The sequence below is a fragment of the Neorickettsia helminthoeca str. Oregon genome (genome assembly GCF_000632985.1).
GTDB lineage: Bacteria > Pseudomonadota > Alphaproteobacteria > Rickettsiales > Anaplasmataceae > Neorickettsia > Neorickettsia helminthoeca.
In genome coordinates this window covers 56313-80690 of record NZ_CP007481.1, presented here as the reverse complement: position 1 = coordinate 80690, position 24378 = coordinate 56313, and the positions used below count along the sequence as shown (strand labels likewise).

24 protein-coding genes and 1 pseudogene are annotated in these 24378 nt (G+C 42.8%); 9 read left to right on the top strand and 16 right to left on the bottom strand.

The genetic code is table 11. The annotated features are described in order from the left end of the window. Positions 1-108: 108 nt before the first annotated feature. From NHE_RS00375 to NHE_RS00365, 3 genes are all read right to left on the bottom strand, one after another. Positions 109-552, bottom strand: coding sequence for a nucleoside deaminase (locus tag NHE_RS00375; protein ID WP_051579494.1), 444 nt, complete (start codon positions 550-552; stop codon positions 109-111). 11 nt (positions 553-563) lie between these two features. Further along, positions 564-2018, bottom strand: a complete 1455-nt coding sequence (gene gatB / locus NHE_RS00370; RefSeq protein ID WP_038558774.1) for an Asp-tRNA(Asn)/Glu-tRNA(Gln) amidotransferase subunit GatB — start codon at positions 2016-2018, stop codon at positions 564-566. A 237-nt stretch (positions 2019-2255) separates the two neighbouring features. After that, complete coding sequence (locus NHE_RS00365) at positions 2256-3023, bottom strand: hypothetical protein (protein ID WP_198014745.1); 768 nt, start codon at positions 3021-3023, stop codon at positions 2256-2258. Between the two features lie 901 nt (positions 3024-3924). On the opposite strand from NHE_RS00365, the gene NHE_RS00355 reads away from it, so the two are divergent. After that, complete coding sequence (locus tag NHE_RS00355) at positions 3925-4281, top strand: hypothetical protein (protein WP_038558765.1); 357 nt, start codon at positions 3925-3927, stop codon at positions 4279-4281. Positions 4282-5233: 952 nt separating this feature from the next. Here the strand turns inward: NHE_RS00355 and NHE_RS00350 are convergent. The 10 genes and pseudogenes from NHE_RS00350 to NHE_RS04525 form a co-directional block, all read right to left on the bottom strand. After that, positions 5234-5731: a hypothetical protein gene (locus NHE_RS00350; protein WP_156927329.1), complete on the bottom strand. Its 498-nt coding sequence runs from the start codon at positions 5729-5731 to the stop codon at positions 5234-5236. A 567-nt stretch (positions 5732-6298) separates the two neighbouring features. Next, complete coding sequence (locus NHE_RS00345) at positions 6299-6904, bottom strand: hypothetical protein (protein ID WP_038558759.1); 606 nt, start codon at positions 6902-6904, stop codon at positions 6299-6301. Between the two features lie 295 nt (positions 6905-7199). Further along, entirely contained in the window at positions 7200-7943 is a 744-nt protein-coding gene (locus tag NHE_RS00340; RefSeq protein ID WP_038558756.1) for a hypothetical protein, read from the bottom strand. A 343-nt stretch (positions 7944-8286) separates the two neighbouring features. Continuing rightward, the gene (locus NHE_RS00335) at positions 8287-8559 is read right to left on the bottom strand and encodes a hypothetical protein (protein ID WP_156927328.1); all 273 of its coding nucleotides are present in this window, start codon (positions 8557-8559) and stop codon (positions 8287-8289) included. A gap of 150 nt (positions 8560-8709) precedes the next feature. Beyond that, complete coding sequence (locus NHE_RS04335; RefSeq protein WP_156927327.1) at positions 8710-8925, bottom strand: hypothetical protein; 216 nt, start codon at positions 8923-8925, stop codon at positions 8710-8712. Positions 8926-9333: 408 nt separating this feature from the next. Continuing rightward, positions 9334-9939 carry a hypothetical protein gene (locus NHE_RS00325; protein ID WP_038558747.1) on the bottom strand — a complete coding sequence of 202 codons (606 nt, stop codon included), beginning with the start codon at positions 9937-9939 and terminating at the stop codon, positions 9334-9336. Positions 9940-10080: 141 nt separating this feature from the next. After that, a complete protein-coding gene (locus NHE_RS00320) occupies positions 10081-10908 on the bottom strand; it encodes a hypothetical protein (protein ID WP_038558744.1) in 828 nt (275 codons plus the stop codon). A 240-nt stretch (positions 10909-11148) separates the two neighbouring features. Continuing rightward, positions 11149-11673 carry a magnesium chelatase subunit ChlI family protein gene (locus NHE_RS04495; RefSeq protein ID WP_269479141.1) on the bottom strand — a complete coding sequence of 175 codons (525 nt, stop codon included), beginning with the start codon at positions 11671-11673 and terminating at the stop codon, positions 11149-11151. An 8-nt stretch (positions 11674-11681) separates the two neighbouring features. Then, positions 11682-12167, bottom strand: a complete 486-nt coding sequence (locus tag NHE_RS04410; RefSeq protein ID WP_269479140.1) for an ATP-binding protein — start codon at positions 12165-12167, stop codon at positions 11682-11684. Positions 12168-12172: 5 nt separating this feature from the next. Further along, a pseudogene (locus NHE_RS04525) lies at positions 12173-12463 on the bottom strand (magnesium chelatase domain-containing protein). Positions 12464-13120: 657 nt separating this feature from the next. Between NHE_RS04525 and rho the strand changes: the two are divergent. Further along, a complete protein-coding gene (gene rho, locus NHE_RS00310; protein ID WP_232214995.1) occupies positions 13121-14614 on the top strand; it encodes a transcription termination factor Rho in 1494 nt (497 codons plus the stop codon). 73 nt (positions 14615-14687) lie between these two features. Here rho and NHE_RS00305 read toward each other — a convergent pair whose 3' ends face one another. Then, complete coding sequence (locus NHE_RS00305; RefSeq protein WP_038558740.1) at positions 14688-15335, bottom strand: SURF1 family cytochrome oxidase biogenesis protein; 648 nt, start codon at positions 15333-15335, stop codon at positions 14688-14690. A gap of 361 nt (positions 15336-15696) precedes the next feature. Between NHE_RS00305 and NHE_RS00295 the strand changes: the two genes are divergently transcribed. Then, positions 15697-16605 (top strand): DMT family transporter, encoded by a 909-nt coding sequence (locus NHE_RS00295; protein ID WP_232214994.1) that lies wholly within the window; start codon positions 15697-15699, stop codon positions 16603-16605. Positions 16606-16613: 8 nt separating this feature from the next. Here NHE_RS00295 and NHE_RS00290 read toward each other — a convergent pair whose 3' ends face one another. Both NHE_RS00290 and NHE_RS00285 read right to left on the bottom strand, forming a co-directional pair. Further along, positions 16614-17816, bottom strand: a complete 1203-nt coding sequence (locus NHE_RS00290; protein ID WP_051579492.1) for a multidrug effflux MFS transporter — start codon at positions 17814-17816, stop codon at positions 16614-16616. 7 nt (positions 17817-17823) lie between these two features. Then, entirely contained in the window at positions 17824-18834 is a 1011-nt protein-coding gene (locus NHE_RS00285) for a substrate-binding domain-containing protein (RefSeq protein WP_051579490.1), read from the bottom strand. Positions 18835-19116: 282 nt separating this feature from the next. Here NHE_RS00285 and rpsF point away from each other — a divergent pair, with 282 nt between their 5' ends. From rpsF to NHE_RS00255, 6 genes are all read left to right on the top strand, one after another. After that, on the top strand, positions 19117-19461 hold the full coding sequence (rpsF, locus tag NHE_RS00280) for a 30S ribosomal protein S6 (protein ID WP_038558734.1): 345 nt from the start codon (positions 19117-19119) through the stop codon (positions 19459-19461). A 28-nt stretch (positions 19462-19489) separates the two neighbouring features. After that, entirely contained in the window at positions 19490-19741 is a 252-nt protein-coding gene (rpsR, locus tag NHE_RS00275; RefSeq protein WP_051579486.1) for a 30S ribosomal protein S18, read from the top strand. A 16-nt stretch (positions 19742-19757) separates the two neighbouring features. Continuing rightward, positions 19758-20243, top strand: coding sequence for a 50S ribosomal protein L9 (gene rplI / locus NHE_RS00270; protein ID WP_038558731.1), 486 nt, complete (start codon positions 19758-19760; stop codon positions 20241-20243). 17 nt (positions 20244-20260) lie between these two features. Further along, complete coding sequence (gene purB, locus NHE_RS00265) at positions 20261-21547, top strand: adenylosuccinate lyase (RefSeq protein WP_038558729.1); 1287 nt, start codon at positions 20261-20263, stop codon at positions 21545-21547. 246 nt (positions 21548-21793) lie between these two features. Beyond that, a complete protein-coding gene (rpsO, locus tag NHE_RS00260; protein ID WP_038558726.1) occupies positions 21794-22054 on the top strand; it encodes a 30S ribosomal protein S15 in 261 nt (86 codons plus the stop codon). Positions 22055-22057: 3 nt separating this feature from the next. Further along, positions 22058-24367, top strand: coding sequence for a polyribonucleotide nucleotidyltransferase (locus NHE_RS00255; protein WP_084473232.1), 2310 nt, complete (start codon positions 22058-22060; stop codon positions 24365-24367). Positions 24368-24378: the final 11 nt, after the last annotated feature.

Genomic DNA, 24378 nt, shown 5'->3' with positions numbered 1-24378 from the left:
TAACACTAAATTCAAGGAATCCCACAATTTGGAAAATGCCATTCCCACTTATACTTTTCCACTTAAAGCACTTGGAATTCTAGACATTGAATAGACTTCTTACATATCTCAAGTGCTGTCCTTCTTGTTCCTAAGCTTTTTAAAAAAATCGGATAACAACGAGCTAGCCTCTTCCTGCATTAGGCCATCATACACCTGTGGTATATGGAAATATACATCATTGCCCAAACAACAATTCGAAATGGCGCCACGCTTTTCATCGTAAGCAGCGAAATAAAGTGCTTTGATCCTACTTAAAGAGATAGCATACATACACATGGGACATGGTTCCAGAGTGACATAGAGCTCTGCTTCATCAAGAAACCCACTACCTAATTTCTTTAGAGCGACCTTGATCACAATCATTTCAGCATGTGCTGTAGGATCAGAATCCCGAAACATACGATTCCCTGATGATGCTACAACTACACCATCTTGTACCAATACCGCACCAACTGGCACCTCTTTATCCGATTCACGCGCAATTTCTAAGGCCAGTTTCATAAATTTCATATTCACATTTACTACCGACGCTTTGCGATTTCCTGCATAAGTATCTTATTGACTACGTGTGGACTGGCATTCCCATTACTTCTCTTGATTATCTGACCAACAAAAAATCCAAGAATTTTATCCCTACCAGAGAGATATTCCTGCAATTTATCCGGATTTTCATTCAGTACAGTCTCTACATGACCAAGAATAATATTTTGATCTGTAATCTGTTGTAGACCATCACGTTTGACAATTTCCTTTGGTGAACTTACGCCATCCAAACTTTTCGCTAAAACCTCTTTTGCTGTACGCTCGGAAATCTCTTCATCTACTACAAGTGTAAGGAGTTCTCCTAATATTTCAGGCGTGATCTTATTGTCTTCAAAACTAATATTATTCTTGTTCAACAGGCCAAACAGCTCAACAGTCAACCATCTAGCAGCAAGCTTCGCAGCGTGACCCATCTCCAATAAGCAATCGAAATAATGCGAAGCCCGTACATTCGAAACAATCACCTCAGCATCGTATGTTGGCAACTTCAGATCATTCACATACCTTTCTTCTCTTGCATCAGGTAACTCTGGCAGGAAGCTCTTAATTTTCTCGATATATTCCTCTTCCAGGACTAGCGGTAGCAGATCAGGGTCTGGAAAATACCTATAATCCATCACGGACTCCTTGGAGCGTATTGCTCTTGTGTTCAAGTTGTTGACATCAAACAATTTTGTTTCTACTTCAATTGAGCCACCACTTTCTAGAATCTCGACTTGTCTTCGTGCCTCATATTCTATGGCCTGGGCGAGACTCTTTGTCGAATTGAGATTTTTGATCTCGCATCTATTTCCCATTTTTTCCTCGCCCAATTTGCGGACCGAGACATTTACATCACAGCGCAATTCGCCTTTTTCCATGTTCGCATTAGAGGCACCAACACACTGTAGGATGAGTTTCAATTTATTCACATACGCAACTGCTTCAGCAGGAGATCTTATATCAGGCTCTGAAACTATTTCCATTAAGGGGACGCCGGCTCTATTAAGATCTATGTAAGTCTTATCCGGTGAGAGATCATGAATACTTTTTCCAGCATCTTGTTCGATATGTATATGATGTATTCTAATGACTTTTTCAGGATTTTTTATCCTCACACAACCACCTGTAATAAGTGGATAGGTATTCTGTGTGATCTGGTATCCATGTGGGAGATCCGGATAGAAGTAGTGTTTTCTTTCGAACACTGAGTACAAATTGATCTTCCCCTGCAACCCAAGGCCAGCTTTTACTGCTTTCTCGATACAATTGAAGTTCAGTACAGGAAGTACACCAGGCATTGCCGCGTCGAAGAGTGTAACTGATGTATTAGGCTCTTTACGGTGGTCACACGGAGCATCGGAGAAAAGTTTATTCTTAGAAAGAATTTGGGCATGCACCTCTAATCCAATGACAACTTCCCACTTAGATGTATTTCCTTCTATATAGTACATGGCACTAGAGCATCTAATCAAAAGACTATTCTATTCGAACCCCAGCCTCAGGTACAGGGAATTACAAAAAAGTAATCACATAGCTACATGCACCAAAGGTAATAGACCACCTTCAACGCGAACACTACTATCTAACGGAAACAGCTACCAGATTATCTGGACAGAATACTCGGGAAAAAACGTTCAATGAAAAGTGGAATCCAAATTCAAGAAATCCACTCACGAGAATTACACGTCTCAGTGATAACATACATTATCTTGACAACAGAATGATTCTGGACTCTCAAGTCTTCCCCTTGGGGAATCGTCTGATGGAGATCGACTTTTGTCACCACTACCCCCACAAGCTTTCTCGGAAGCTATAGCCAGTACTCTTTTGTACTGTAGTCCCTCGTGGCAGCAAGTCTCAATTGAGTAGATGAAACCACACAGTGCGCAAGCAGTAACAAGTAGTGTTACTATCTGCACAAACATTAGAGCCCACGATGCCAAAGTGCTTGAGTCACCGCGCTGAGCTACCCAAAAGCCAAGGTAACACGCAGCGCACAAGCCGGCAGAGATAACAATCCCACATGACACTGCACTAACTAACCCAGCCCATCCGACCTTAAATCTCGTTTTGAAAGCAAGCCACGCAAATCTAAAGCCAGATGGTGTTTTTGAGGGATCCGTCATTAAAGCGCTAACCGACTCAGGGGAAAAATGTCCTTTCTTTATACCATCGAGAAAGTCTGGGATTACGTACTCTCCAGCAAGCATATCTATTTCCGACTCATCTTCAGGGTCTAGAGGTCTGGGATTCTGAATCATCTGCGATATACTAGCCACCCCAGCAACGAAAGATAGGACCAAGCAAACCATAGCCAGTCCAAGACAACAATGTGCAATCAACCCACTTTTGCAATGCTGTAGGAACGTCATTGCAGTAGCAGCGAGAAAAAGAGTGCAACTCAAAAAAGCGTGCACAAGCGGCAATCTACGTTTTCGACCACTTTCAGGCTTCATATAGGCAGGACTCATTTGTAATACTCACACAATTAGAGCTACTTTAAACTGAGGGTATTGACTTGCTTTTATCCAAAAAGGTTATTGATAAAAGATCAAATAGTGCGCGACTCTCAGCTACTGATTGTAAATTTTTAAATAGATAATGTCAACCATCAGATGATAATATATCAACTAATATAACCAAGATAAGATTTGATTCAGCTTTAATGAGAATCATCGTGAGATTTTTTATAATTACATTTACTTTTCTTCTTTTTGTGATGCATGCTACAAATGATCTAACGATGAATGTGTAGCAAAAAACTAATAGGACTCCTATACGGAAAACGACTGGCAGAATCGAAGGTAGTGAGACTCTTTATAACACCGACACTTAGTGCCCAGAGGAAGATTAGCGATACTCTTATGACAATTCGACTGAGAAAGTACAGTAGATGAGATCTAAATGTTCCTCAATACTCTGGGTGGTATTTATACAAGAAGTCTATTAAATAGAGGCCAAAATATGATATCACAGTCAATAGTTCCTTTTTGCGGTTTCACCCTTTCTCAGTTAACAACCTGCCATAAGGGGCAAATCCTTGATTGAGTAACAAGTGCCTTTGTGATATGACGGAGGGACTAATTCCCAAGGAAACTGTTCGTGCGTTAAGAGGATGCATTTTTCATTGGAAATGCAAGCTGACTATAGCTGCCCTGACACTAGGTTGGGTAGCCTTCCTTACTTGTCACGTCGTTTGCAGAATACCTCATAACAATAAGTTCGTGCATATCGGTTGGTCTTCTCTTTACCTGTCTGTCCCGGCTTTACTCTTACTTGCTCTGACCCTTGCTAGGGCGATACTGGTGCAACCAAGATTCTCAACAAATTCAGAGTTTGTGAAAAAATCTGGAAATTTTGTATGAGGAGACTGATCAAAAAGCTGAAGAGAGTTTGATACAAATCCAGGATGCAGCACTTACAGCCACTAGAAAGAAATATCCGGTTGCATTATTACTCTGTTTTGTTCTTGCTGCAATAAGATGCTGTATAGTAACCGGATTCTTGGAAAATGCCGTGGATTATAGGACGCAAATAGCGCTTGCACTCATCGAATCAGTACTTCTCGGGGTGATATTTGGCTGCATCATGGCTACGATGTGTTTTTATTTGAATAAGAATCAAAGTACATTCATAACAGGTCTATCCGTAGAAACACTAGAGACATTAGTAGAAAATGAACAAAGGCTACCAGTAACGGCGGATCACCAATAGCAGACTAAGAACCGCAAGAACAGCGCTCTAGCAGGTATTAGTACACTTTCATTTAACCGCTATCACTGGATTCTTATTTTTTCGAAATCCTATACGCACTAAAGAAACCACAGCCTTTCCGCACGAGCACTCTTTCCTGTTGAATCCTAGTTAGCTTGTTTTGAGTTACCCATTCCCGGCATCACAGGAAGGACAACCTTGAAACGCTACCACCTGATTCACCCCTATACAGTCAGCTTCTGTATCAGTTATGCTGAGCTATCCCGCTTTAGATCTCCTTTAAGAAACGCTTCTACCCGAACACCGACTGAATCCCCGCTGTGGATTCACAATGCCTCTTTCTTAGGAGCCATCTATTCCAGCAGCATAACATTGAATATTAAGTTGCAACCGCACAAAAACACAGCGCCCTCAATAATCCCCTACCTTTTGTCAGGAACACTCACACACTCAGGTAAAGCTACAACAATAATGGCAACAATTCTTCGTTTGTCTTCTTAACTACAGCTCTAGGAGCGTTGCCGAAATATGACATATTCTTTAAACCTGCATCGCACCTCGGATGAGAGCATAATAAGCACTGCCACGATTGGAATATGGTCACTCAAATATGTAAGCACTTTATTGCAGACTGCACACACAGGAGGTAGGCTCAGCATCATATACACCACAAAATACGCACCCACCTAAAAGAACGATCATTTCTGTCTTTAATGAATTTCTTGTCTCCCTACAGTTACCAGTTCCATAGAGCCTGTAGCTTTTATCGTATTTTGACGCTTACAACTCTCACTTTAGGAAATGCACATTTGGTCAGAGAAAAATCTAAAGCGACACCGCCCTAGACTATTTCACATCTTGGCGAGCGAACACTTCAGGGCGGTATCACAATAGCAGAATGTAGCCCAATACTGTAAAATCCTATGAAATGCACAATGAACCCCTAGATCAGCTACCCCAGGCTAGATAGAGAGCTATTGAGTTCTTGAGATAACAAAGACTCTTCGGAGTACGAGAAAAGAAGTTCGGACTCTGAATTTGAAATCCTATATTCAGGATCATAATCACAGCGAAATCTTTCCACTTTAAAGGCTAAAACAAGATAAGGACACAAGAAAAAACAGATCGCGAACCCTACACAGAGGGATTCAGCAACTATGAGACCGATCTTCAGTCTATTATCTTGAATAGGTACCCAATCAATGATACTGGCTAAAATACAGACAGCTGCAAAGCAACACAGTGTTACAAGCCATACTTGTACTTTATTTGATAGATAGTGATCCATGCACCCCTTATAGTACTTAGCAAGACGTCTTTTCTCCTCCTCTGGATCAAGTTCGTCCCAGATATCACAGCTTAGAATAGGAGATGTCTCTAATGCAAGTGTCGCAAACATTAGCACCGGCACCGGCACTATAAGGAACAGAGATACCTTCCAAGCCTTCATAAGGCTCTCCCCATTCTTCCAAGGTGCACGCAAGGTTACATGTGCCACTAGTACAGCTAGCCATCCAAAAATGAGAAAGAAAACTCTGCGTTTGAAACTCGGTCTTATTTTTCTTACTTCTGTACACATTTTGATGTCTTAAACTCTAGTTTCAGCATCATACACTAGGAGGAGTAAAATCTGAGTTAATTTTGGATATAGATTAATTTATTTTGCTCTTACACCTAATGCGGTGCGACGTATAAGATGAACTCCAAGATAAAGGAAAACGTCTATCACTAACATGCAAAACTTCAAATTCTGGCTGTAGACAATCTTGATAAAGAGAGGACTCGATTCGAGGAAAACTAGATGAATCCTAATGGGATTAAACCAGATAACTACCTAAGTTTCCTATAATTATCATCTTCTAAGCACGACAGAATGAGTCGACTCCTGTAGCGGACATTCCTCTTAAAATTTTATCTGGACTCACCTCATAATCGTCACGAAGCAGTATTACGGATATCTGCTCCAATAGGAAAATACATCCAGGTGCGTTCTCTAGTCAATCACCAATACGAAGTGCTAGTCAGGACTAAAGATGTGCATACTCCTGTTTACAACAGATTCTCCTTTTGGCTGAGACAGCTCGCTTCGTGGAGAAGGAGTACCCTCCCTCACCCACTCATTTGGTTCTTCTGAAGGCCGCCGTTCAAAGAGCGCCACAAGTGATCCTATAAACAGTATAAGGAGAGTTAGAGAAAGGAAGAACACTTCAGCAATTACCGCAGCCGGATCGTAGTAACCAGGGTAAGCACCCACAAAGAGAGCGTCGTGGACGATAAAAATCATAGCAGCAGGAACAAAAGGGAAGAGTGAGAACCCTGCGAACACGGCTGCACGAGTGTCCGAATCTTCAGATTCTCCTGCACCGCGCGACCTGTTCGCATCCAGCAGCCAAGATAGCACCCAAAGCCCTACCATAAGAGAGAGTATGGCTACCCAAAGATGCAAGCCCTTTGCAATACCTTTACCATCTTTCCAAGGTGGACGCAAAGCGCTGTATGCCGCTAGCACAAGTAACCATAAAACGCAACATGTAGCAAGCCCACAGTTGCGCCAGAACTTCTTTTGTCTTATCCTTTTTTCTTCAGCTGCCTTCTTGTCGCTCGTATTACCAAGCGTTTTCATATCTTACTGCTACGCTATGATATAGTTCTTATTTTAACTGTACGATAAATTGGACAAAATTTCAACCCTAAGTTCCAACCAATGGCAAGTGTTGCAACTATACATCACAGCCGTATGAGTGTTGGGAAAAAGAGACAGAACACCCGAGCCGTCTGGTTCTTCGTTACTGCGATGCCAGACACTCGGATCGGAATCAAACATGGACCCCACTACCTTCACACTGAAGTACTGAGCTCCCTTCCACACAAAAAGCACCGTGCGGTACTTCAGATAATGACTCTGGCACAAGAGCGCCCTATGTTTTACAGCATTCCGCAGAGCTTTGGGGCACGCCCACAGGCTCACAAGAGACATTATCGCATGGCCCGCCGTCTGGGAGCTCATAGCAAGAACCCGGATCCTTTCTTACAGGACAGCATTGCAATGACACAGTACCTATGATAGCCAGGAAGGCAATACTAGCGCACATAAGCTCCAGGACAGAACAAACGACCTGATCCACTGAGGTAGGAGAACCGCTGCAGCGATCCCGGAAAGCAGCAAAAACAGTGCCAGCAGCAAGAAAGAGGACAGCCATGCAAACCATTGTAAACCCTGGCCGCACCCCCCACGTCGCTTTTCGCACTTCTTCATGTAGTACCTCTCTGCCGACTCGCCCACCTTCTCGGTATGCAGCGCGCACAGGTGCGAGCACCTTCTTAATGAATAAAGAAAGGTACACTAGACCAGCTAGCAGCACCGCTGCGAATATAACTGGGAAGACATGATAGCTTTTTGCAATAGGGTCACCATCCTTCCAAGGTGCACGCAAAACAACGTATGCTGCCGCCATCAATAGTAACATCGAGACGGACAGACTCGCTGCAACACCAGGCGCACACAAAACACACTTATACCCTCTTGATTCGCCTCCTCCTACGAGAGGATCTCCTTCGGTGCAATCTTCATTTTCATCACGGGAATTCGCACCATCATTTTGTCCAGTGCGATCCTCAACCTCATTATGGAGATCCATACCCCCAATTAACCTCTTTAGCATCCCTGTATCTATAACTCGACTTTTAGGAGTTGTACAACAAGTTTATAATAATTTCAAACTATAGCTTAACTAATTTAAGAATTTTTGTGCTAAAATTGGGGCCAGTAAGCATCTAAAGCGCGGTGCATCACAGCTGGGTAAGCATCAGAAATAGAACACTTAAGTCGGTTTGTTGTTACTGCAGTCCTGAACTCTTTGGCTGGATTCCGAGCTGAACTTTATCACCTTCGCGCTGAAGTACTGAGCATCCTTCCACGTAATAAGGGCCACCTTAAACTGCGCTTCTAACAGAAAAAGCCAAACCTCTGATTAACCATGTAAATAGTGTTCAGAATGTAGAGATTTACTTTTCCATGCCTGCCTGAATTTCTCCGGATACTTGCTCAATAGTTATAGAAGAGGCGCATTCACGCTCTGCATATACGGATCGATGCACTACACATGCAAGACATAAAAACCACACATACACAACTAACACAGCAAGATTAGAGATGGCAAAGAGGCGCACCTCTGCGGTAGCAAGATTCTTCTGCGTGCTCTCAGCAATATTCGCAGCGTAGTCCACGATCGCAGAAAGGACGCCAGCGGTGACGCCAGCGGTAATCAAGCAAAACATATGAAGACAAGCCATAGCGCATATCGGGCTTAGCGATTTGCACACATCGGTCGCACGTAATGCACGAATCAGCAGCCTTTCTTCTTACGTTATCAAGCACAGCAGTCACCGGTAGCACAAAGATCGCAACTAATCAAATACGCCAGCCTTTTACAGGACACATACCGTTCCAAGGCGCACGTGAAGCGATGCACCCTGCCAGTATGGCAAGATATCCAAACAAGCTATCGCTAAGAAAAAGATCATGGCACTTCGCTCTCCAGATCCAACTCCAATATTTGGATCCAGTGCTGCTTTAAAATCTTGATTTCCTTGATTTATTCCATTTACATCATTCATTTTATTCATTATTACAGCTCTCGCCATGGAAAACATCTCAAACGGCGCTGTTCCAACAGGATTTGCAACACTTGCAACCGGGGAATCTTTTCTAACTTGATTTGCAAGGTTTGCAATTAAAGTTCGTGGTGTTTTACATCCACTTATGGTAGGAGAACGTGTCCAGACAAATTCTCTGACCAATCACTTCTGTGGATAGAGCAGTGATTATCACTAAGAATGCTCCACAGCAGAATCCACTTCCCGAGTGCACTCCGTATCAGACAGGCAAGGCGATGGAGGAAGCTGTGCGTAGCTTATAAGCGTAACATCACCCCCCATCATCTAGGCCAGACCAGCAAGTCAATGGAATGGGCAAGTCAATGGAATGGATCCGTAACTTACATTGCTAGAGAAAGATACTGATGACAATGATGACGACCTTGTTCCCCCACCTTAACCCAAGTCTCCACAAGGACCAGTCTGTGCTCTTCTTCTCCTTGGCTCCTCATAATCAGATGGCAGCACGCTAAGAGCTCCAAGATCAGGATCTGGACAAACTGGACTGGGTCGTACATGGGAAACATAGTATGATAGCGCAGCAAGTAGAACACCCAGGATAAAGAAAGGCAGCTCCACATACTTGAGGGCGGGATCTGTCGCAACACTACAATCCAGACAGATAGTACAGACGAGAGCAGTTATGAAACACGCTGCAGACAAGACGCCAAATGCGGCGACACACTTACCTCTTTGCCCCGGTAGAGCAGTCAGGCCCCCGATGCTTGCGCCTTCAGAAGACTCCCTGCCTGTAGGGCGATTAACAATCGGTAATAAAAACATTGACGCAACAAAAGCTGCTGCAATAATCCAAGCCAGATAGCCTGGTAGACCAGCCCTAGATCCATATGTACGTAGCGTAATGTACGCCAGCAACATCCCGAGCACCAATACAGCAAAGAATACGCGGGCTACTACCTCAATACCATCTGACCTTGGTTCCCATATCTGGAATAGACTTGCATTACTTTCGCCCGTCACTTTTTCATTTGATCTCTTCATATTTATATCTATGCTTATTATGCTAACTATCAACTCATCAAGCTTTGGAGCGAGACCTCAACTCTCGCATCCAATTAACTCAACATTTTTGTACTACAACGGGCACTAGTAGGTACTTTAAGTCCTACTAGGTCCTATGCATCAGAATTGGATGAGATCCTCGGAACAAAACCTAGGATAGAGCTGGCTTATCCTAGGATTGTACATCCTGCCTGGACAACTCCCCCTTCCATGAGGATCATCGTATGGCGGTGCGCTTGGAACTGCGCCTCTAGGTCCCCCATGATGCTGCTGAGAGCTATCAAGTATCTCTTCTAAGAACTCTTCCGATACAAGCAACGCACCCTCCGGAACCCCATTCAGAATAGGGCATTGAGGTGCATCCTGAGTAATAGGACGATTCTGCCGTGCCACTTGTCGACCTGCAGCGCTCCGTTCAACATCAGGAGTGACCTGGACCTGCGTATTGGGCTCTGGGTGCCCAATCGCAACGTAAGCCGTCAAACATACGAAAACAACTCCAAACACTATCTCCGCAGCGTGTCTTACGATTCCCAGAAGCAACGAATCAGACGGAAAGACATCATTGCAGCAACCCATAACCACTAGTCCAATCAGGGAGAGTATCAAAGCTAGAAATACAAAAGCTGGCGTCTCGTTCTTAGTGGTGACCATCACACGGGCACCACTCCCGTTTCCGCTTCTTGGTACTCGGCCCTCTTGAACATATGCTCTTGGAGACTCCTCACAAAATTTCATAATGGCCGCCCCACAAAGGCAAAGCGAGATCCCTACAAGAAAATCCATCATAGGTACGAGATATTTCCCATTGGTAGTAAAAGGCATACGCACCGCAACATACATAAGCAGAGTAGCAAGAGCTATAAATGCAATAAATGCACATCTGATTTTAGAAGTAATGCCTCGTTTTGACCCCTGAGTAGTAACTTCTTGTTTTGTTTTTGGCATCTTTACGTTTAATTTTTAATTCTTTACCAGAGATTGTATACGCAAAAAAAAAGTAAGTCCCAAATTAGCATTCCAAACAAAGCAATCTCTTTTGATAAACAAGCAGACTCAGGCTTAGTGGACAGAGGAAGAGAAAACTTAAAAGATGGCGCACAAATCAGAGTTCTTGGAATCTGCCAATGCTAGTAGCGCATACCTAGCAACCCTGAAATGCAATCAGGTTCATCTGATAACTCTGGATCACACACTTAGTTTGTAATACAGTACTTCAGTAACGTGGGATTTGTTAACTTCATCTGAATTTTCCAGATCTGCGATCGTACGAGCAACTTTTAAGATACGATCATACCCACGTAAGGAAAGATAATTCTGCTCTACAACATGAGTTAAGAATTCCGTGGTCTCCCTATCAAGAGAGATATACTCAGCGATTGCGGCAGCATCTATATGACAATTCAGATTAAAGTGCATCCCTTGATATCTCTCAAGCTGCTTTGCTCTGTCAGAGATCACGCTCTGTCTTATTTGGCCTGACGATTCCTCAGGTAGCGAATCAAGAATTTGTCTACTTTCTATCCTGGATATGTTCACGAATAGGTCTATTCTATCAAGAATTAGCCCAGAAAGTGTTTTCGAGTATTCTTGTCCACATCTTCTAGCGTTTCTACATTCCTTATCGGGGTAATAGCCCAGATAGCCACATCTACACGGATTCATCGCGGCGACCAGCTGGAAGGAAGCAGGATAGCTCACCTTAGCATTCACACGAGAGATTACGACCTTCTTTGATTCCAGAACCTGTGTCTCAGTGTATCTATCAGATGTCGCGGGAATTCAGCTATCTCATCAAGGAACAATATACCGTTGTGTGCGAGTGTCACTTCACCAGGTTTAGCGAAGGCTCCACCACCAATGATTGCTGCCACTGAAGCTGATTGATGAGGGCTCCTGAATGGTCTTCTTTTATAGATTTTATTCGTGAAATTACCTGCGACACTCGCGATCATGTTGATCTCCATGGTTTCCTTAGAGGACAGGGGTGGCATAATACCAACAATTCTCTTCGCGAGCATCGACTTACCCGTACCTGGTGGACCGCGCATGAGAATATGGCGACCTCCAGCAGCAGCTACTTCGATCGCACGTTTTGCGATTTTTTGTCCTTTGACCTCCTCCATATCAGGATAGGATTCCTCTTCTAGGACAAAAGCATCATCGATTCTCTGTGGTTCTGTATCACCAGTCAGACAGGATATCAACTCCTTTAAAGACTGGACTGCCAATATTTTTTATTCTTGGAAACACGTGCCTCAATTCTATTTTCCCAAGGACAGATTATTCCAAGTGAGGCATCTCTAGCATAAATGGCTGCCGGTAATACACCTTGCACGCCTTTTATAGATGCATCAAGAGCAAGCTCGCCCATAACGAAGAATTCCGATAGCTATTTTCTAAAGGGAATGACATCCAGTAGTTTGAGAATACCCAAAGCTGTAGGTAGGTCGTAATATGTACCCATCTTTATGATCCCTGCTGGTGAGAGGTTGATAGTCATTCTCTTACTAGGTAGTGGAAAACCTATATGAGAAAGTGCTACTCTGATCCTTTACTTGGACTCACTGATTGTCTTATCCGGCAACCCAACAATATTAAAACATGGGAGTCCGCGCACTATAGAAATCTGTACCACTATCTTTACGGATAAATACCCTGAATCGAAACGGTATTAATTTCAACAAACAAGCGACTGCATCCACAGAAAAGACAATATTAATCGATCTAACCTATCTACAACACTTAGGTGAACGTAGTGCATCTTTTTTTATTCCGCAACGCGCTTGATCATTTTATCACTTACTTAATTAATAAATGGTAATATAGTATGATACTTATACATGGGATGTCAAAATCGTTTGCTCGCTTCTAAAGTCGTTTATAAGGTGATAGAATTCATTCAGTTAGTTGCCCTTGGGTGCATTTATTTTCCAAGCTCGATCGGGGGTTCCCATTGTTTTCTTGTGAGCGCCTCGTAGTGCTGCGGCCTGATCTCCGGCTTGACTAGGTAGATGAAACGTGTTAATGACTAGCTTTGGACTTCCTCGTCCTACATCCTTTGCTCGGATGTACCAAGTTTAGCTGCATTCTTTCTTATCCATTTTCTTTTCGCTATAGTTTACTTGGTATTTTTGTACTCCCCATCCTGATTTAGTATATGACCCTAATCAAAGATTTAGCCCAAGAGGGCGCATTAAAAACACGGACCAATGACACATTGTTAGTAGAAGATAAGCAAGATGACGTGTCAGGCAAAAGAAATACTTTAAAACTTTCCAACAGGAGCAGCAAGGAGGAATTGGATACGCCTGCAGAACAACCCGAACAAAATGAAGAAGCAGATCATGGGGCATTCATAGATCTGTCTGAACTCCGCTCCAAAACCGCATGTGAGCTCCTCAAAAGAGCAGAGAACCTGAACTTACAAAATCTAGCTGGAACATCTAAGCAGGATTTGATAGTCCTGATCGCACAGAAAGAGGTCGCAGATCATCCAAATGGGAAAACTATAGTGAGTTCTGGAGTAGCAGAGGTCTTAAATGAGGGTTTTGCTTTCATGCGATCCTCAGCATACAACTACTTGGCAAGTCAGGACGACGTCTACATTTCCCCGGGACAAGTTAGAAGACTCGGAATCAGAACTGGTGACTCAATTTATGGTGAGGTCAGAGCACCAAAAAAAGGTGAGAGATATTTTGCTCTTGCAAAGGCCCTGGAAATTAATAATAATCCGGTCTCCACCTCTAGGAGGTACATTGCATTTGAGAGCTTGGTACCTTTCTATCCTGACACACCCATAAAACTGGAATGTGAGAAACCCAAAAAATCTTCAGATTCGAGAAGTAGCGATTTAAGTGGAAGAATTATTGACATCATTGCCCCTCTAGGAAGAGGGCAAAGAGCGCTGATCGTCGCACAGCCTAAGACAGGTAAGACCATTTTATTACAAAATATCGCACATTCTATTTCTAGTAATTACCCGGACATACATCTCATCATTCTACTAATCGACGAGCGTCCCGAAGAAGTCACCGATATGCGTAGATCTGTAAATGCTGAAGTTGTGAGTTCAACATTCGATGAGCCAGCTGATAAGCATGTATATGTAGCGGAATTCGCAATTGAGAAGGCAAAGAGACTCGTCGAGCAAGGGAAACATGTGGTAATACTGCTTGATTCAATTACTCGTTTGGCTAGGGCGTATAACTCCGTGGTTCCCTCTTCTGGGAAGCTTCTAAGCGGCGGTGTCGATTCCAACGCTTTGCAAAAGGCGAAACGCCTCTTCGGCGCAGCTCGTAATATTGAAGGTGGTGGTTCGCTGACAATCATTGGTACGGCACTTGTTGATACTGGTTCCAGGATGGATGAGCTCATCTATGAGGAGTTCAAAGGCACTGGCAACTCAGAAATAATTCTTGATAGGAAACTAGCTGAGAAGCGACTATTCCCGGCCATTGATATAACTAAATCGGGTACGAGAAAAGAGGAGCTCCTCCTTGATAGATCTATTCTAAACAAGGTGTGGGTGCTGAGACGCATCCTGAACCAGATGACAGATGCGGATGCCATTGAGTTTGTAATAGATAAACTCCAAAGAACAAAAAATAACGAAGAGTTTTTCTTGTTCATGGATAAGAAGGCAAATGGATAATATCCATCAGGGGGCTCATCAAGCACACTATTTCAGTGTGGTTGACGCATGCGTTATGATCTTTTTCGGGTTACTACTTTTTGCTTCTGCGCGAAATACACACGTAGTAAACTAATCCGAAGCCAGAGATGGAGTACCACATGATTGCATACCAGAGATGCATAATCACCTTTATAATGGGTCTCGGAAGCTGGACAAATACTTCGGGAGAATCTTCTATCAAATCATTTGAGGTGGAATAAATCACATAGTCAGACATAGGCAGCTGGAACACGTTCGAGAGCTCTTTTGAATTCAGGTAGTATAATTCCAGGTTAGTCAAGTCGTTTTTGATGAAAGGGACCTTCGTGCTACGCATTGGTATTAAATGACCAACAAGATTCATCTCCTTCGGATACTCGAGCCTTTGATTGATTATATCTATAGCTTCTTCTTTTGACGATTTCTTCACGTAGCCGATGTTTACCAAGAAAGATTCCTTATCAGTAGCACCAGAGATAAGTACATAAAAGTGCTCACCATCCTTATAAAGAAAATATACATTATCCTTCCGGATCACTAACTTACCAGTAAAACTGCAGTACTGACCGAAAGAGTTGAGTGTCGTGACAGCACAACGCTCCAAATTATCTGTAAACCCTCGCTTGATAAGGAACCTCTTAACCTGCCAACCTCCTAATAAGAAAGCCAGTACTATACAAAAGATGAATGTCAATCTCACTTTGACCCCCTCATGACAGAAAAGATTCTACATAAAAGTCATCGATGGAGACCTACTTGCACCATCTTCTCGCCCATGCAGTTGGACTTATTAATTTCAATTTAGTATAAGTTATGACCTTACAATTAAGAAGTCGCAATTTAGGATAACTTTATGTTAACAAAAGTTTACTACAGAGTTTTCGAAGACATCTGGCACCATATTATCTACTTGAATCTTTCCGGTTCCCTGGTATTGTACAGTGATAAAATTTTCACGAAAATTGGAGTCTTTCTGACAAAACAAATTGGAGTAGAATATGGGCTCCTGATTATTGTGGAGATTCTTTTGCTACAAAGACACTGCAAGGAATATTGAGAGTATGAATGCGAATCACAAAAACTATAACTTAAGAGCAATACTATGGATGCTTTTTCATATGTTTACGGCTGCCCTCATTTGCGCGTCTTACAGAATTCTGGGAGCAGAAATGGATAGAGCAGTAGTTGCTTTTTATTTGAATGTAATTGGATTTATCTTTCTCATACCCTTCGCGCTTTGGAAAAGGAAGGAACTTGCGCAAAGTACCCTATGGAGAATATACATGTTACGCGCACTCCTGACTGCATCGTCGCAGATATTACTTGTGTACGCATATAACAATATGGAGTTTGCTCAGGTATCAGCAATCACTCTTCTCTATCCTCTTATGTGTAGCGCCGCATCATGCATGATCTTCAGAGAGAAAGTCGGTATCAGACGAGCTTCTGCATTAGTCACCGGCTTCATTGGAGCGGTAATCATTATAAACCCTAGTTACCACGCTTTTAATCATTACTCGCTGTATGTCATTCTTGTGACATTCCTATGGGTTGCATACGATCTTGCAACCTCCAAGTGGGGCAAAACTGAGTCCCTCATAACACAATCATTTTTCGTGATGTTATTTGTCACTTTATTTTCCGCGTTACCTGCGTCTTTCAAAGATTTCACGAATGTTTCTCCACTGTTTTGGGAGAATTTCCACTATTTTGGTCTGATTGTGGTGTTCTACTTTGTCAGTGGAATAGCAGCAATCATGCACGCAAACGAACTCAGTGTAGTGATGCCATTTTATTTCCTTGTATTGGTCGTCTCGACTGCTATTGGATATTATGTTTTCTCAGAAAGCGTTTCCTTATCTACATCATTTGGAGCCACTATTATCCTAGGAAGTACGAGTTATATTGCATACCGCGAATACCAAATAAAGAAGTCTATGGAGAAACAGAAGAGTACAAGATTAATTTAAATGCATACTCAACGGACTACTTGATTGGTAGTGTTTTCTTTTCTATCGACACGGAAAAGTATTAACAACATCAACATAGTGGCAAGTACACACCCGATTGTGAAAATAGCTAACGGAACTATTGTTCCATCATAAAAGGGTGCGTTTATGTAGACACCTAAAGCACCAAAAACCATCTCAAAAAAGACAAGTAACGCAGTTGCCTTGCCATTATCGCGCTCATCTACTTGATCTAGGACGAGGGTAGTAGCATTCCCTATAACAAAGGCTAGGCCCATAGCGCTGAAAAACCATATACACTCAAGGAGAAGCGCAGAAAAACCTGTAGTATAGTGGAGAATAATGAGGAGTATTTCGCTCAGTAATGGAAGTGTTAAACCAAATCTTATGAAGTTCCTCAGACCAACATAGTGAAGATATCTATGATTCAAGATCGTTCCAATCACGAATCCAGAGACGTTAATCGCGACAAGATATCCGTACTCAGTCATAGGCACATTCATGTCTTCGAGTAGCAAAAATGGAGCAGAAGTAATCACGTTCCATAGCCACATGAACGTTATAACAACCACAAAAGAGTATAAAATGTAATTCTTATTCCTTATCACCCGCATATAAGATGCAAATATAGCCCTCAGAGATAAAGGATTCTTATGCTTCAGCGTATCCTGGAAGAAAAAAATCAGCATTAACAGGCATATAGAAGCAATCAAAGCAAGGAAGAGAAAAATGTAATGCCAAGTAAAATGTACGAGGATCATACTTCCTAAAAGCGGTGCAAATGCAGGGGAAACTGCGACTACAGTAGATAACCTGGATATGATCTGAGCACATCTTTCACCAGAGTAGAAATCCTTGACACTAGCAAATCCGACAACCATGGCTACACCTTGCCCTACTCCTTGGAAGAATCTCCAAAATATCAGAACAAAAACACTGGTCGAAAAAATGCAAAGAAGACTAGCCACTACAAAAATCGAAAGACCTAAGATAAGCGCTGGTTTCCTGCCCCATGCATCGGAAAGAGCCCCATAGAATAGACTAGAAACGGCAATACCAAGTATATTACTGCCCATAGTCAATTTTATGATTTCAGCGCTAGCAGAAAAGAAAGCTGCTATACTCGGAAGAGCAGGAACATAGATTTCCACAGCAATATCAGCCACGAGTACAACTAAGGTAATCAGGGTTGTATGCAATAAATAGTTCACAGAAAGGTTAAGAAGTTAAATCTCTAACATGCTCCCTCACAGCTTGCAGATCTTTATCGGGAACCGGGATCATACCAAGAGCTCGCAAATAACCATAAGTCCCAAGCGCATTATCACTCAGAACCTCCCTCAGGAGACCTTTAAGGTTCGGAACAAAATCCAAGTGCGGAATTTTTACATAAAGATATATCGGCCTGGTTAAACCATACTCACCACTCATTATGCTTTCATAACTGGGTTGCACACCATCCACTTGATGCGATTTAAGTTTACTAGCGTTCCTAATAAAAAAACTATAGCTGAATAGACCGAACGCATCAGGATTGCGTACGAGCTTCTGGACTATTACGTTTTCATCGCTACTTGCTTCGACATAGACACCATCATCTCGTATGACTGAGCACGCTCCCCTAAGCTTATCCTTTTCGTAAGCGAGTTTGAATGCAGGATCACTCAAACAATGGCGAAACAGAATAAGCTGTTTTATCGATTCAAAGGTACCAGTATTCTTGAGTGGTCCGTATATCTTTATCTCTGAATCATAGAATCTTTTACTATCTATATCAATCCAGCGCTTGTTCGGATTCTTAATCAGGCTCATCCCGCTAGGAATATAAAACGCAATCGCTCTGAAAATATCATCACTGGAAAATTGATAACGAAAATTACTCCCGGCATCACTGGCTATGACAAGGGCATCCTCACCAAGTTTTATCTCCAATATGTCTGCCTTATCGACTGAGTACACCTTGCACAAGGCCAACTCCGTCTCATCAATCCTGCGCGACGAAACTGCAATGTCAGGATGAGCTTCACCGACACCCATGCAGAAAAGCTTGAATCCAGCACTAGTACCTGTGGATTCCACCATTGGAGTCTGCACCCTGTAGGTCCGCGCAAACTCCTCAGAGATGACGCTTATAAATGGAAACACAGTGCTCGAACCAACAATTTGTACGTGTTCCCTAGCACCGACAAAGTTGGTAAGGAGAATGCAAAACAAAAAAAGACGAAACATCCACTGACATATAAAGCACGCATCCACAATACTACACCCATACTGGATTCTTTGCAAAAACGCGCGACTAAGAGAATACTGAAGATATTCATTATTCAGTAAATACTAACCATGGCCTCAAGCATAATTTTTCGAGAAGAATTTCAGAGATTGAATTCCAAAAAATATCAAAAATATCCCTCTGAAAAGAACAACATCTCAACTCGAGAGGATAGCCAGGTCATACTTGTCAAATAGAAATTTTCTTGCTAGCATTGACCTTTTAAGTGTAACTGGTGTTGTATGGGCTTTCACATTTATGAATGTGTGTTTCTTGCCAGTAGCTCTCTCACCGAGGGTGGTGTATGCAACTTGATGGATAACTTCAATGCTATATTCGCTGAGAATAACATTAAGGTTCTCAGGCAAGAAAGCTGGGGACTTTTAAGTCCCGCATATAGGATAAAGAATCATACTAAAGCGAATTATTTCATGTTTGTGATCTCGGCTGAGCCGTCTTCCTTGCACAAGTTCGAAGCGAAGTTAAAGTACAACGACCTCGTGTTACGCTATCTCTTACAGAAGAAGAAGAAATTAAAATTGTCTGAAGAGGGTATCTCACTAAAACTCCCTCAGTATCAGCAGTAGAGCAATCATAGAGTTTATAACCAGATTTATGGAAGAAGCTAGAAAATCTCGTACCGACGCCCCGATCGATCCGGAAAGCGAGTCAGAAGTCGACCTGGCAATTGAGAACTTTGACTACAAAAACGTAGCTTTTATGAAGCGTTTTATGACTTCAGCTGGGCGTACGCTCTCGAGGAGGTTTACGAGTCTACCAGCGAAAAAACAGAGAAAAATGGCAAAGGAAGTGAAAAAGATGAAGTTTCTCGCACTTGTGCCTTACTGCGATCGTCACAAAAAATAGATAATATTCAATCATTATGTTAGTTATTCTGAAGGAGACTACGCGGAAACTCGGTAGTGTAGGTGATGTCTTGACTGTAAAGAAGGGTTTCGCCAGGAATTACCTTATTCCTCTCGGCAAGGCCGTCCGTGCCACGAAAGCTAATCTGGCCATCTTGGAACAGGAAAAGGAAAAGTTGGCTATGCAGCAAGCCGCAGAATTGGAGGCTGCTTCGAAATTAGCAGAGTCTTTTTCTGCGATTGATGTCCTCCCTATATACGCACAGGCAGAGAGGGGTTTCCTGTTCGGGGCAGTTAATGCCAAGCATATAGTCGCAGCGCTATCCAAAAAGGGAATCGAAGTATCGCAGAAAAATATAGTCCTCGGTTCACCCATAAAAGAGCTGGGTGCTCATGAAGTCAAGATTTTCCTACATCCAGAGGTTGAGTGCCTTCTCAGGGTCCATGTACTTGATGCATCTAAAGAGAGACCGTCAGATGCTGGAGATACGCTGGAAGTGTAATTTATAATTCTTCCCTTATGATCCCCAGGTACACCAGGGAGGTGGCAGCCTCTATTTGGAGCGATGAGACTAAGTTTTCGCTGTGGCTGGAAATAGAGCTTCTCGTATGCAAGGCGCATAGTAAGCTTGGCAACATCCCATCCGATAGCTTGGAAGTGATCCTTTCTAAAGCCTCATTCAACCTCGAGAGAATAGCGGCTGTCGAGGCAACAGTCAAACATGATGTGATAGCGTTCTTGACAAGCGTCGCTGAGTCTGTCGGCCCTGCTTCCAGATATATACATATGGGCATGACTAGTTCCGATGTCATAGATACCTGCTTCTCGCTGCAGCTTAGGAAAGCAGGATTGTTGCTGTTGGATGATCTGGATCGCGTCCTTGGGGCAATCAAGGAGAAGGCTCTAAAATATAAAGATACTACCTGTGTTGGTAGAAGTCATGGAATCCACGCTGAGCCAATGACTTTAGGTCTAAAATTCGCACGTTTTTACCAAGAGTTCAAAAGAAATCGTGCTAGACTGCTAGATGCAATAAAGGAAATATCCGTGTGCAAGATTTCAGGAGCTGTAGGGCAGTTCGCTAGTATAGACCCTTTCATACAGGAATACATCGCAAAAGAGTTAGATCTAGTTCCTGAGATTCCGGCGACACAAGTAATACCACGGGACAGATATGCAGTTTTTTTCGGAATACTGGCTGTGATAGCGTCTTCCATGGAAAATATCGCAACTGAGATCAGGCATCTACAAAGGACTGAGGTCCTCGAATGCGCCGAATTCTTTTCCCCGGGTCAAAAAGGTAGTTCTGCTATGCCACACAAAAAAAATCCCGTTCTCAGTGAGAACCTGACGGGGTTAGCACGTATAGTCAGAAGCACTGTCATTCCATTCCTTGAGAACGTTCCCCTGTGGCATGAAAGGGATATCTCCCATTCCTCAGTTGAAAGAGTTCTTGCACCTACTGCATGCATAACCCTGGATTTCGCGTTAGATAGACTTTCCAAAGTAGTAAGTGAACTACTAGTCTTCGAGGATAATATTACTGATAATCTTAATCTTCTTCGTGGACTTATCTTCTCGCAAAAAGTGCTGCTGGCACTCGTGGAATCTGGCAAGACTAGGGAAGAAGCTTATGAAATAGTCCAGGAAAACGCTATGAAAACTTGGAACGATAAGAATTCTTCGTTTATCGAACACCTGAAAAAAGATGCGCGTGTTGATCTTGATAACATAGAAAGGCTTTTTTGTTATGAAGGCTATCTGAAACATGTTGATTACATATTCGAGAATGTCTTTGGCGAGTAATATCAAAAACAATTATATCATCACAAAGCAGGGGTTAGCTTGTCTGCTCTATAGATGATTACCTTCAAATCTCCATCATCCGGCAGAATGATATCGTGATGATCGTCAAAGTGGTGTTTTCTATGGAAGGATCATCCTCATAGATCTTTTCAGTAATTCGTATTAGAATGTGTTCTAGTCTGCTAATTTCTTTTAACAAAGGGTGTTATGTGGACTCGCCTTTTACGTGACTTTTTGTAGGAGATTATGATTAATGAAAAATCTGAGATAATAAAAAAGTTCAGAATCGCAGACAATGATACGGGTTCTGCTTTTGTGCAAGTTGCTCTGTTCACCGAGCGTATAAACAACTTAACCAGGCATTTGCAGGAGTTTAAGAAAGATTATGCGTCCAGACTGGGTTTGCTGAAAATCATCAGCAAGAGACGCAGGTTACTCAACTATCTTGCAAAAAATGATCAACAGGGCTGTAAAAATTTGATAAAAATGCTCAATATAAGAAAATAAATAATGTTTGAAATAAAGGAATCCTCCATAAAATGGAAAGGTAAAGATCTGCACATAAAAACGGGCGAGGTGGCACGCCAAACTGCGGGAGTTGCTTCCGTATCTTATGGTGGAACTGTAATACTGGCTGCTGTGACAGTTCAGAAAGATTCTGCTGTTGCAGGTAAGCCATCTGATTTATCGGGCTTAGCTCTGGTGACAAATTTCCTGGCTAAGTCTTATGCTCTTGGCCGTATTCCGACCGGCTTTTTTAAGCGCGAGGGCAAACTCACAGAAAGAGAAATTCTAGCTTCTAGGGTCATTGATAGAGCGATCAGGCCACTTATCCAGGAAAACCTGGTTAATGAAGTAAATATCGTATGTAAACTGCTCGCACATGATAGCAAGAGCGTCCTACCCGAGGTACCTGCCTTGATAGCGGCTTCCGTGGCATTGAAATTGTCCGGAATTCCGTTTGAAGGACCAGTCGTCGGAGTGAATATCGTCAAAAATGCTGATGGAACAATCTCACATAACCAAAGTAGGGAATCTGATTCTGTACTAGAACTGTTCGCTGCATGTACAGAAGATTCAGTGGTCATGGTCGAATCTGAAGCTAATGAAGTTTCAGAGCCGGAGATGGTTTCTGCACTCAAAGATGCACTGGAAAGTACTAAGCCAGTCGTGGCATTCATCAATGAGTTTCTTGTTGGTATTCCTAAACAGAAGTCTGTCGGTGTGTTATATGAGAATGCTGAGCTTTATAGCAAAGTCAAGGAGACATATGAGGAAAGCTTGAAGGCAGTGTATGATGCACAGATAAAGAATAAAGAGGAGCGTTACACCTTACTCGATGTGATTTACCTTGATGCCTACGCTAAATTTGGAGAGATGGGTTTCACTGATGCTGAGGTCAGATTCTTCATAAAGAAAGTGGAGAAGGAAATTGTCAAGAGAAATACTCTAGAAAACGGAGTAAGAATCGATGGCAGAGGTCTTTCTGAAATACGTCCTATTAGCATCTCATTAGACTACTTACCCGGAACGCATGGTTCTGCTTTGTTCACACGTGGTGGGACACAAAGTCTTGTCGTCACAACACTCGGATCTTACCAGGACGAGCAGATCATGGATGACATCGATGGTGAAAGAAGAGAGTCTGTGCTTTTACATTATAACTTCCTACCTTATGCAGTTGGGGAAGTCGGTGCGTTGCGCGCCCCTGGAAGAAGGGAAATCGGTCACGGACGCTTGGCACTCAAAGCACTAAAAGCTATGTTACCAACAAAGGCTACTTTCCCGTATACCATACGAATAGTTTCTGAAATCACGGAATCTGATGGCTCTTCCTCTATGGCTACAGTCTGTGGCTCCTCATTGGCACTCATGGACACTGGTGTTCCGGTGACAAAGCATGTTGCTGGGATCGCTATGGGTCTAATAACCGATGGCGAGAAGTATTCCATCCTAAGTGATATTTCTGGAGATGAGGATGCACTTGGTGACATGGATTTCAAAGTCGCGGGAACGGGAAGTGGTATCACAGCACTGCAGATGGACATGAAGGTCCAAGGAATCAGTGTTGAGATCATCGAAAAGGCGTTAAATCAGGCATTAGAAGGAAGGATGTACATCCTTGGAAAGATGCTAGATGCAATAAGTGCCCCTAGACAAGATGTAAAGAGCTCCGCACCAAAAATACTTTGTTATGAAATCAATAAAGACGTTGTGCACAAGGTCATAGGTAGCGGAGGAAAAACAATCAAAGGGATTTCATGCGATACTGCAAGTAAGATCGATATCGATGCAAATAACTTCGTGCATATCATGGCCGACAGCAAAGAAACGCTAATGAAGGCGAAAGCCAGAATTGATGCAGTCTCTGGCTTCACTGAGAATACGGGTAGTGCTCCTGTAAAAATCAGCATCGGCAAGATATATGAAGGGAAAATAGTAAGCATAGTCGATTTTGGTTTATTTGTTCTTCTTCCAAACAGGCAGGAGGGGCTGGTCCACATCAGTGAAATCAGTAAAGAGCGTGTCAATGATATTCGTGCGTCTCACACTGAGGGACAAGCTGTAACCGTCCGTGTCAAGGACATCAGCCCTGACGGAAAGATCAAGTTGACTATGCGTGTCACTGAGGATAGATCGGGTTCTAGTGGAGATTCGGGATCTGGGGGACGCTCTGGCAGTAGTACCAGTAGACCATCTTATAGGGATCAGCGGAGCTCAAGCTCGAGCTCGGGTTCAGGTCACAGAAGACCACGTGCTGACAAGTCTCACGCCACAGATGGTGATGATGGCTATAGTAACAGGAAGCGCTTCTTTTAGGGAATCCAGCA

Bases quoted from the DNA above. Each gene is read 5' to 3' on its own strand.
- NHE_RS00375 (WP_051579494.1), bottom strand. From the start codon at position 552: ATGAAATTTATGAAACTGGCCTTAGAAATTGCGCGTGAATCGGATAAA.
- gatB (WP_038558774.1), bottom strand. From the start codon at position 2,018: ATGTACTATATAGAAGGAAATACATCTAAGTGGGAAGTTGTCATTGGA.
- NHE_RS00365 (WP_198014745.1), bottom strand. From the start codon at position 3,023: ATGAAGCCTGAAAGTGGTCGAAAACGTAGATTGCCGCTTGTGCACGCT.
- NHE_RS00350 (WP_156927329.1), bottom strand. From the start codon at position 5,731: ATGAAGGCTTGGAAGGTATCTCTGTTCCTTATAGTGCCGGTGCCGGTG.
- NHE_RS00345 (WP_038558759.1), bottom strand. From the start codon at position 6,904: ATGAAAACGCTTGGTAATACGAGCGACAAGAAGGCAGCTGAAGAAAAA.
- NHE_RS00340 (WP_038558756.1), bottom strand. From the start codon at position 7,943: ATGCTAAAGAGGTTAATTGGGGGTATGGATCTCCATAATGAGGTTGAG.
- NHE_RS00335 (WP_156927328.1), bottom strand. From the start codon at position 8,559: ATGTTTTGCTTGATTACCGCTGGCGTCACCGCTGGCGTCCTTTCTGCG.
- NHE_RS04335 (WP_156927327.1), bottom strand. From the start codon at position 8,925: ATGGCGAGAGCTGTAATAATGAATAAAATGAATGATGTAAATGGAATA.
- NHE_RS00325 (WP_038558747.1), bottom strand. From the start codon at position 9,939: ATGAAGAGATCAAATGAAAAAGTGACGGGCGAAAGTAATGCAAGTCTA.
- NHE_RS00320 (WP_038558744.1), bottom strand. From the start codon at position 10,908: ATGCCAAAAACAAAACAAGAAGTTACTACTCAGGGGTCAAAACGAGGC.
- rho (WP_232214995.1), top strand. From the start codon at position 13,121: ATGACCCTAATCAAAGATTTAGCCCAAGAGGGCGCATTAAAAACACGG.
- NHE_RS00295 (WP_232214994.1), top strand. From the start codon at position 15,697: ATGAATGCGAATCACAAAAACTATAACTTAAGAGCAATACTATGGATG.
- NHE_RS00285 (WP_051579490.1), bottom strand. From the start codon at position 18,834: ATGTTTCGTCTTTTTTTGTTTTGCATTCTCCTTACCAACTTTGTCGGT.
- rpsF (WP_038558734.1), top strand. From the start codon at position 19,117: ATGGGCTTTCACATTTATGAATGTGTGTTTCTTGCCAGTAGCTCTCTC.
- rpsR (WP_051579486.1), top strand. From the start codon at position 19,490: ATGGAAGAAGCTAGAAAATCTCGTACCGACGCCCCGATCGATCCGGAA.
- rplI (WP_038558731.1), top strand. From the start codon at position 19,758: ATGTTAGTTATTCTGAAGGAGACTACGCGGAAACTCGGTAGTGTAGGT.
- purB (WP_038558729.1), top strand. From the start codon at position 20,261: ATGATCCCCAGGTACACCAGGGAGGTGGCAGCCTCTATTTGGAGCGAT.
- rpsO (WP_038558726.1), top strand. From the start codon at position 21,794: ATGATTAATGAAAAATCTGAGATAATAAAAAAGTTCAGAATCGCAGAC.
- NHE_RS00255 (WP_084473232.1), top strand. From the start codon at position 22,058: ATGTTTGAAATAAAGGAATCCTCCATAAAATGGAAAGGTAAAGATCTG.